Consider the following 303-nt stretch of genomic DNA (forward strand, 5'->3'; position numbering starts at 1 on the left):
CACCACCATTAGAATTTAACCAGTTGTTAAGTTCAGTTGTATTTCCAGCCCCATCACATTCCACAGTTAAATCGCTAGCAATAGTATCGATAGTCGGCGCTGTAGTATCTTCAACGGTAAAGGTAGCAGTAGTTGAAACAGAGTTTCCGCAGGCATCTGTAGCGGTAAAAGTTACGGTAGCAGCACCAGTTAATCCACAGTCATCAGAAAGTGCATTAAAGTCGTTGGACCAAGTAATAGAAGCACAGTCATCAGAAGCACTAGCCCCAGCATTAGAAGCTAACCAATTATTAAGGTCAGTAG

General features: G+C 42.6%; 1 protein-coding gene. It reads right to left on the reverse strand.

The window, feature by feature from the left end; genetic code table 11:
- Positions 1 to 303: hypothetical protein (locus LG651_RS15695; protein WP_226697048.1), on the reverse strand; the 303-nt coding region annotated here is incomplete at both ends.

This window comes from Neotamlana sargassicola (assembly GCF_020523965.1).
In the GTDB taxonomy this organism is placed as follows: domain Bacteria; phylum Bacteroidota; class Bacteroidia; order Flavobacteriales; family Flavobacteriaceae; genus Neotamlana; species Neotamlana sargassicola.